Here is a 7,686-nt window from a genome sequence, read left to right on the forward strand (position 1 = left end):
CGCCAATGGACGCCAACGGCGCTAGGGAAGCCGTTTCAGGCAGCGCAGAACGGAGCGCGGTCTCCCCGACGAAGGGCTCCTTTCGGCACCCGACGCCTATCTCAGGGCATGGCGTTACAGTCGGATCGTATAGGTGAGCTTGGCGGCCGTCTCGGCACTCCGTGGAGAGAGGTGCCCGTCAATGGAGCGCCAGTTGTGGGTGTAGACGAGATAGAGGTCGCTTCCGGGCTCCAGAATCCACCGGAGGCGAGCAAAGAGGCCGAGGCGGTCGCTCAGGTTGTCGTATTGCAGCTGGGAGGTGATGGCGAGGTTGGGCGTCAGGTCCACGTTGCCCTCGAAGCGCAGGAGGTGCGTTCGAAAGTCGCCCTCCGCTAGGTTGACCCGGCGGTGTGCCCAGTTGACGCTGGCATTGAGGCCGGGGAGGGGGCGTACGGTGGTCCCGAGGGACAGCCGGGTGCGCGTGCCGGACCAGAAGCCGCCGTAGCCGAACTCGGCCTCGCCCGACACGGTGCGGTACGCCGCCGTTTCGGCCTCCGTTTCCATTCCCCACGTTGGGTAAGTTCCGGTCGGAAGAAGGATGCTGCCGTCTCGCAGAATGTCGAACGACTCGTTGAGGCGCTCGAAGTTGCGTTCAACCTCCACCTCTACCCGATCTCCGGTTGTGAAGAACAGCTCCAACGGCGTCAGGGTGAAGTTGACCGTCTGCGGCTCCAGGGCAAGATCCGTCAAGTACTCGAAGTCGGCGACGAACTGAATTTCACGGACGACGGCGTTGGTTTCGAATACCGGGTTGTATCCGATAGTGGGCTGGAGACGGCGAAAGCTTCGGCGACGGACGAATCCCACTGCGGGGTCGTACGCATTGCCGAATTCCCGGTACGACATATGGCCAAACCACGGCTGGTTCGGGTAATTGAGGCGGAGCCCGCGGGTAGTGCGATGGCCCCAACTCGACGTGTCGGATTTCAGCGGAGCGTTGTGCCAGACGAAGAAGGCCTGGAACTGGAAGTTCTGATTGCCGAACAGCGAGGAGGTGCTGAGCTCCATGTCCGCCCCCAGCGTGTGCCGGTTGTCGAGGCGCGCGAACCGTTCCCCTTCCGCTTCAGTGGCCCGGCGCGTATAGAGCACGCCCACCTGACTTTCACTGCCGACGTTGCGCACGGCCCGTGCCACGGTGAAGTCTTCACGGGGCCACGAGGTGGTGTCCGACACGACATTGTCCGTCGACCGGGTTCGCACTTGAAAAAGCCCGACGTTGTAGCGCCCCATCCGCCCGTTCATCCGCGCCCCGGCGAGGATAGGAACGGGACTTCCGTCCACGAGTCCGATCCGCCGGCTGAAAAAGGGATACTGCGCGCTGCGCGGGGCAAAGTCGAATACGCTGGAGCCCTCCAGGAAGAAGTCTCGCTTTTCGGGGAAGCGGAGCGGAAACCGAGTCAGGTTAACCCGTCGCTGATCCACTTCCACCTCGGCAAAGTCGGTGTTGACGGTGAGGGCCGTCCGGAGGCTGGGCGTAAACGCGTAGGAGAGGTCGCCCCCGACATCGGCCGTCCCGTCGGTGGATCGGCCCGAGTCGGTCCACGAACGGCTTCCCTTCGCGAGCCCGAAGGGGGTTACGTCGAGCCCGACTCCCGATGATTCCGCTCCGACGTTGCGGAGCGTGCCCATGTGTTGGGGCCGGAAGATGCCTTCGTCGCGTTCGTGCCCGGCCCACAGAATTTCTTCGTTCTCGACCCGGAGCGTGCGCTGCACGTTGAACCCCCAGGTGGTCTGCGTTGGGTCGAATTGAAGCGTCCGAAACGGAATGCGAATCTCGGCCGTCCAGCCGTCCTCATGGCGACGCGTCTCGACGGTCCAGATGCCGTCCCACGACTTGTTGAGGCTAGAGCCCTGGCCGGAGGAGAGCAGGCCGTCGCCCCGCAGGCCCAGCGGATTCGTTTCGAAGAAGTAGGCGTTGCGGCCGTCGTTATAGGGATCGAGGGTCCACATGAGCCGGTCGTCGGAGCCCAGCGAGGCGTCCCGACGCAACTGGTAGGCTCGAATCGCGTCCGGGTCGCTGTAGAAGAGGGTAACCCCGAGGTAGAGGGCCGTTTCTCCGTAGAGGACCCGGATCGCTGTCCGTTCCGATGGGGGACCGCCCTCCACCGGTTCCTGCTGGGTGAAGGCCGTGCTCTTCGGCGCTTGGTCCCAGACCTCTTCGTCGAGATGCCCGTCTAGCTGGATTGGGGCCGCGCCCTCGACGGCGTGAGCGCGGAGGGATTCGGAGGAGGTGGGTTGGGCGGCGAGAGGCAGAGGGGCAGCCCCGAGAGTCAAAAGGGCCAAAGCAACGACCGGAATCAAACGAGAACGCATCGGCACAGAACGCGCATCGTGAAGGGGAGAACGAGGCCCAGGTGGGAAGAGGGAGGATTACCATACTATTACCTCGCGCGAAAACAGTGCCGCCGTGCACCCCGAGGGGGGAGTGCTTCACAGACAAAGAATGTTGCTTAGAATAAGTCTATGAAGCGGCCAGCAACCAATATGCGATGTACAATCATCGCTGCGCCTTATGTCGATGTCTGCACTCTCTGTAGGATTACGAAATAGCCGCAGTACGACGCTGCTTTCTTCGCATGTCTCCGTTCCTTCTCGTGAGGATGTGCATTTTTGGCCGGATCCAAAAATGCACGAAAAAGATCGCGGCTGTGAAGAAAATGCCTGACCTCTACTTCGGTCACGCGGAAATTCTTCGAATCTCGCTCCTGACAATCTGTGATTGTCTCGCTCAGACAGCGAAGAATTTCCAGGGCGCGCTTCCTCCGAGAGGTCCGGGCGGCATTTTATTTCATGAGTCGCTACGCTCGTCTCTTCAAGGCCGGAAGAGTCTTTCTTTCCCTGGTGTCCCCTAAGAAGACTACATCCGGCGTTTAATCTCATAAAGTCACACAGAGTGCAACGTTCTTCTTGTAGAGGGAGAGCCGATTCCAAGGGACAGTCTCCAGAAAGAAGAAATTATGCACCCCGAGACATCTCCTCCAGCCGGGTGATTCGCTCCTCTGTGGGCGGGTGGGTAGAGAAGAGCTTCCGCATGCCACTAAGGCCGCCCGAGAACGGGTTTACGATGAACATGTGCGAGGTCGCCTCATTGGCCCCGCGCATGGGCCGCTGCTGGGCCACCTGCTCCATCCGGCGCAGGGCGTTGGCGAGGCCGAGCGGATTGCCCGCAATCTCGGCCCCGTCGCGGTCGGCGGCGTACTCCCGGCTGCGCGAGATGGCCATTTGAATGAGCATGGCGGCCAGCGGAGCGAGGATCATCATCAGCAGGGAGGTGACGAAGCCCTGCTCGCGGTCGAAGAAGATACCAAACCGGGCCAGCAACGTGATGGCCGCCGCGAGGGTGGCCGCCACGGTGGACGTCAGCATGTCGCGGTTCTTAATGTGGGCCAGCTCATGTGCGATGACGCCTGCCAGTTCGTCCCGGTCGAGCGTGTTCATGATGCCTTCCGTTACGGCCACCACGGCGTTGGCTGGGTTGCGGCCCGTGGCGAACGCGTTCGGCTGGTCGGACGGGATGATGCAGACCTTCGGCATCGGGAGGTCGGCCCGCTGGCGCAGGCGGTCCACCATGTCGTGCAGCTCCGGGGCCTCAGCGCGGCTCACCTCCTCGGCGCCGTACATGCGCAAGACGATGGAGCTGCTGAACCAGTAGCTGACGCCGTTCATGCCGACGGCAATAAGAAAGGCGAGGATCATGCCGCCGGTGCCGCCCAGCGCCTGCCCGATGAGGGCAAACAGGACGAACATGACGGCCATGAGCGCGGTGGTGCGAAGGGTGTTCATGAAGGAACAGGTTGAGTTTAGCCATCCAAATACTGCGTGCCGATATACGACAAACCCCGTACCACAGTTCACGTCCCTGCCGATTTGACACTGTGGTGCGTATCCGCGGCGCACAGAGCGTGAACATCCGCTGGGAGGGGTAGTACAGGCTCACAGAGTGTTCACAATTGTGGTCATTGTTTTGCAGTTCTCCATGACGCGGCGCGATCTTCTCAAGATTCTCGGTGGTGGGTTGGGGGCGAGTGCGGGGCTAGGGACGTCTCTCGCGCCCATGGCCCGCGACCGGCAGGACAGCACCGTTCGCCCCGCTGCAGAGGGGCAGATTATGACCGTGACTGGTCCTGTCCCCCCGGAGGAGTTAGGCACGGCCCTTCCGCACGAGCACGTACTCTCGCGATTTGGAAGGCCGCCGGCGCGCCGACCGGACTACGATCTCCGAGACGTGTTTGAGACCGTCGTTCCCATTCTCAACGACGTGCAATCGGCCGGGTGCGATGCCATTATGGACTGTACGGCGGCCTACTTTGGTCGGGATCCGCTCATCATGCACCGCCTCGCTGAGCTTACGGGCTTGCACCTTCTCACGAATACCGGCTACTACGGCGCCGTGGACGACCGCTACGTGCCCGACCACGCGTACGACGAAACGGCTGCGCAGTTGGCCGAGCGTTGGCTTGCGGAGTGGACCGAGGGAGTGGACGGGACCGGCGTCCGGCCCGGCTTTATCAAAACGGCTGTCGACAGTGGCCCTCTCTCCGACATCGATCGGAAACTGGTGCGAGCGGCCGCAAAGACGCACAAGAACAGTGGCCTCCCCATTGCCGTGCACACGTCCGACAACGTGCCCGCCGCCCGCGAGCAGCTGTCGGTGTTGAAGGAGGAGGGCGTCGATCCGTCGGCGTGGATTTGGGTGCACGCCCAGAACGTGGCCGATCTCGACGCGCTTGCGGAGGCGGCCGAGCAGGGGGCCTGGATCGAGTTCGATGGCCTCGCGCCCGGGGACGAGATCGAGCATCACCTGGCGCTCGTGCAGGCCATGCAGGAGCGCGACCTGCTGGACCAAGTGTTGCTCTCCCACGACGGCAGTTCGTACCCGCCCGGCAACGCGGAGCCGCGCCCCTTCGACACGCTTTTTCGCACCTTTCTTCCTCGGCTCCGGGCTGCCGGCATCGACGAGGAGACGATTCGGAGGCTCACGGTCGAAAATCCGCGCGAGGCCTTTACGGTCCGGGTCCGGACGTAAGGACGACATGCACACTACCCAAACAGGCCCGTCACCACCATCACGTCGTAGAGGGCATGGGTCCAGGCGGCGACGCCGAAGCCGCGCCACAGGAAGAGCACATTCAGAGCCAGCCCAAAGGCAAAGCGGAACGTGACGGACGGAAGCGCAAACGGATCGCCGAGGGGACCGATGTAGTGGGCAAGGCTAAAGAGGGCGGCGCCCAGAATGGCGGCCAGCAGATAGGCCGCGTTGTGGTTGTCGAAGAAGGGCCGGAAGAGAAGCGCGAGGCCGCCGACCAGCAGCACGCGGAAGAGCAATTCTTCATAGAGCCCGGCCCCAATGGACAGGGCCAATTGCGTCCAGAGGTCGCCCTCTAGGGGAGGGATGACGGCAAAAAGCGCCGCCACGAGGTTCGACACCAGCAGGGCGACCACGATCGCGTACACGATGCTTTCCCCCACAATTCCGGCGAAGTACCGCCCTCGAACCGGAATCGTCTTGTCCCGGTCCAGGAAGTACGCTGCCACGGCAGCGACGACAGCAATGAGGATCAGAATGAGTCCCCCTCGTGCCCCCGTCATCGCCAGCAGATCTTTGAGCCATACTTCTGTCCCCACCCGTACCGGACGGCTTGCGCCGGTGTTTACGGCCACGATCATCGCCTCGTAGAGCACGAAGAGCGGAAGGGCACTCAGCACGCCGTAGGTGGCCGAACGCGTGAACCGGTGATAGGCCCGCAGACCGGTTGGGGGATTGGAACGCATGCGAATGAGGGACGAGCAACGAAGAAGGGACGGAGGAGCAGAGGTTAGTCCGAGTCGTTTGCGACCCACACCACGCGAAGGGCGACGGGAGGCTTCTTTTCGGTGTCGAGGCCCAGTTCCGTGGCGACAGCGTCCGACACATCCAGTAGTACGCCCTCCTCAATCGGGCCACGGTCGATCACGCGGGCAAACGTGTGGTTCTCGGGGTCCTGAGAGGAGAGCAGCACGACGGAGTTGAATGGGAGCGACGGATGACTCACGACGAAGTCGTTAGGAGCGTAGGTCGTGCCACTTGCCGTGAGGCGTCCCGCGTAGGCCGCCGGATAAATGGCCACGCGGCCCGTGGAATCGGGGGCCGCCCATTCGCCGGGCGGCGGGAGGTCCGTGCCGCCCCGACCCGGAATCGTCAAGCGCTGGCCTGGCTTCAGGGTGTTGGACTCAAGGTCGTTCTCGGCCTTCAGGGCGCGGACGCTCACGCCATACTCGCCCGCAATGCTGTAGAGGGTCTGCCCTTCATCCACGACGTGCGTTGGGGGAGCAAAGCGGCGAGGCAACCGGAGGGATCGACCGGACGAGAGGGGGGCGGTGGTGCTATCGTTGAGGGCGTAGAGGGAGTCGGTGGTGGTGCCCAGGCGAAGGGCCAGGTTGACGAAGGTGTCGCCCTCTTTGGCCGTGTAGCGGCCATACGGGCGTGGGGGGCGGGTGGTGTCCACGGAGGGAGAAGGAGCGTCAGGCGTAGTCGTCTCCTCGGATGCGGCGGGATCCGTCTCTGACGGGGGGGGCTCTTGCTGATCGGAGTTCTGCTGAGAGGGTTGGGACGGCGGAGCCTCCGTCGAGGAGGTCGACGGTGGACGAACGCGGAGCGTCTCTCCCACCTGTAGGTCTGTATCGTCGAGGCCGTTCCACTGCATCAGGGTGCGCACCGACACGCCAACCTCCTGGGCAATACTATAGAGCGTGTCGCCCTCCTTTACCGTGTAGGTCGAGTCCGTGGTTTGTGCGTGCACTGGCGAGGAAAGGGGGGCCAGCGCGACCGCAAGACCCAACATGGCGGCGACAAGACGACACATCGCAACAACGAACTCGGTCAGGTTAAGAACGGAAACGGAACCGTCAGGCAGGCCTCGAAGCTCCGTTTGCGGAGGATGCCTCCGAGCCGTAGGGGCCCGAAGGAGCGCACCAGAAAACGAGGGGACAGCCCAGTTCTTAGAGTCCCTATCAAAACAACGATTAGGCAGGTCCTTCTGAGCCTGTCGAAGAAGCTTCTTGGTGCGGGCAGCCACGTTTAGGGAGCTTCTTCCACGATGGTCAGGAGGACGTGCCCGGTTTTGATAGGGACTCTTAGTCAAACCCGACGCCTTCTGCCTTCAACTTCGCGTCCTGTAGCTCGGACAGGTCCTTCTGCGCCTTCTGCTCTCGGGCCACCGAAATGCCCTGCTCGTACACTGCCAGTGCGTCGTCGGTACGGTCGAGCCGCTCGTACAGCTTGCCCAGGTGGTAGTACGTGCCCACGTAGTCCGGATCCGTTTCTACCAGCTCCTCGAAGAACGCGAGGGCCTTTTCCGTATTGTCGTGCTTCAAATGCTCCTGCGCAAGGGCAAAACGGGTGAACGGATCGTCCGGATCCTCCTCGTAGAACTCCTTCAGCTTTGCCAGCCGATCAGTACTCATCACAGAGAGAACAGTGGTCCATAAAACGACGGACGTACCTGTACGAACATCCCTCCCCACGAGTTGTCCCTAGGAACAGCAATTGGCGGGTGCACGGGGCCCCGCAACCTTGTGCGTAGCACACGCACCCTTCTTGCGACGAGTTCGCAAAGAAAAATGATAGAGCGCGAGGGAAAGGACCTCACCACGAGCCGCCCGCTCCCC

At 62.6% G+C, this 7,686-nt stretch carries 6 protein-coding genes; 1 reads left to right on the top strand and 5 read right to left on the bottom strand.

Going from position 1 to position 7,686, the window contains the following annotated elements; all coding sequences use genetic code 11:
* Positions 1-114 precede the first annotated feature (114 nt).
* Together BSZ35_RS11650 and BSZ35_RS11660 are read right to left on the bottom strand one after the other, a co-directional pair.
* Entirely contained in the window at positions 115-2,352 is a 2,238-nt protein-coding gene (locus BSZ35_RS11650) for a carbohydrate binding family 9 domain-containing protein (protein ID WP_105012596.1), read from the bottom strand.
* A 642-nt stretch (positions 2,353-2,994) separates the two neighbouring features.
* Positions 2,995-3,822, bottom strand: a complete 828-nt coding sequence (locus BSZ35_RS11660) for a zinc metalloprotease HtpX (protein ID WP_105012598.1) — start codon at positions 3,820-3,822, stop codon at positions 2,995-2,997.
* A gap of 193 nt (positions 3,823-4,015) precedes the next feature.
* Between BSZ35_RS11660 and BSZ35_RS11665 the strand changes: the two genes are divergently transcribed.
* Positions 4,016-5,065 carry an aryldialkylphosphatase gene (locus BSZ35_RS11665; protein WP_105012599.1) on the top strand — a complete coding sequence of 350 codons (1,050 nt, stop codon included), beginning with the start codon at positions 4,016-4,018 and terminating at the stop codon, positions 5,063-5,065.
* 14 nt (positions 5,066-5,079) lie between these two features.
* On the opposite strand, the gene BSZ35_RS11670 is transcribed toward BSZ35_RS11665, so the two are convergent.
* The 3 genes from BSZ35_RS11670 to BSZ35_RS11680 form a co-directional block, all read right to left on the bottom strand.
* The gene (locus tag BSZ35_RS11670) at positions 5,080-5,811 is read right to left on the bottom strand and encodes a CPBP family glutamic-type intramembrane protease (RefSeq protein WP_105012600.1); all 732 of its coding nucleotides are present in this window, start codon (positions 5,809-5,811) and stop codon (positions 5,080-5,082) included.
* A 44-nt stretch (positions 5,812-5,855) separates the two neighbouring features.
* On the bottom strand, positions 5,856-6,881 hold the full coding sequence (locus tag BSZ35_RS11675; RefSeq protein WP_258096200.1) for a LysM peptidoglycan-binding domain-containing protein: 1,026 nt from the start codon (positions 6,879-6,881) through the stop codon (positions 5,856-5,858).
* 271 nt (positions 6,882-7,152) lie between these two features.
* Positions 7,153-7,482, bottom strand: a complete 330-nt coding sequence (locus BSZ35_RS11680; protein WP_105012602.1) for a tetratricopeptide repeat protein — start codon at positions 7,480-7,482, stop codon at positions 7,153-7,155.
* Positions 7,483-7,686 lie beyond the last annotated feature (204 nt).

This window comes from Salinibacter sp. 10B, assembly GCF_002954405.1.
Lineage (GTDB): Bacteria > Bacteroidota > Rhodothermia > Rhodothermales > Salinibacteraceae > Salinibacter.

Bases quoted from the DNA above. Each gene is read 5' to 3' on its own strand.
- BSZ35_RS11675 (WP_258096200.1), bottom strand. From the start codon at position 6,881: ATGTGTCGTCTTGTCGCCGCCATGTTGGGTCTTGCGGTCGCGCTGGCC.
- BSZ35_RS11665 (WP_105012599.1), top strand. From the start codon at position 4,016: ATGACGCGGCGCGATCTTCTCAAGATTCTCGGTGGTGGGTTGGGGGCG.
- BSZ35_RS11650 (WP_105012596.1), bottom strand. From the start codon at position 2,352: ATGCGTTCTCGTTTGATTCCGGTCGTTGCTTTGGCCCTTTTGACTCTC.
- BSZ35_RS11670 (WP_105012600.1), bottom strand. From the start codon at position 5,811: ATGCGTTCCAATCCCCCAACCGGTCTGCGGGCCTATCACCGGTTCACG.
- BSZ35_RS11660 (WP_105012598.1), bottom strand. From the start codon at position 3,822: ATGAACACCCTTCGCACCACCGCGCTCATGGCCGTCATGTTCGTCCTG.
- BSZ35_RS11680 (WP_105012602.1), bottom strand. From the start codon at position 7,482: ATGAGTACTGATCGGCTGGCAAAGCTGAAGGAGTTCTACGAGGAGGAT.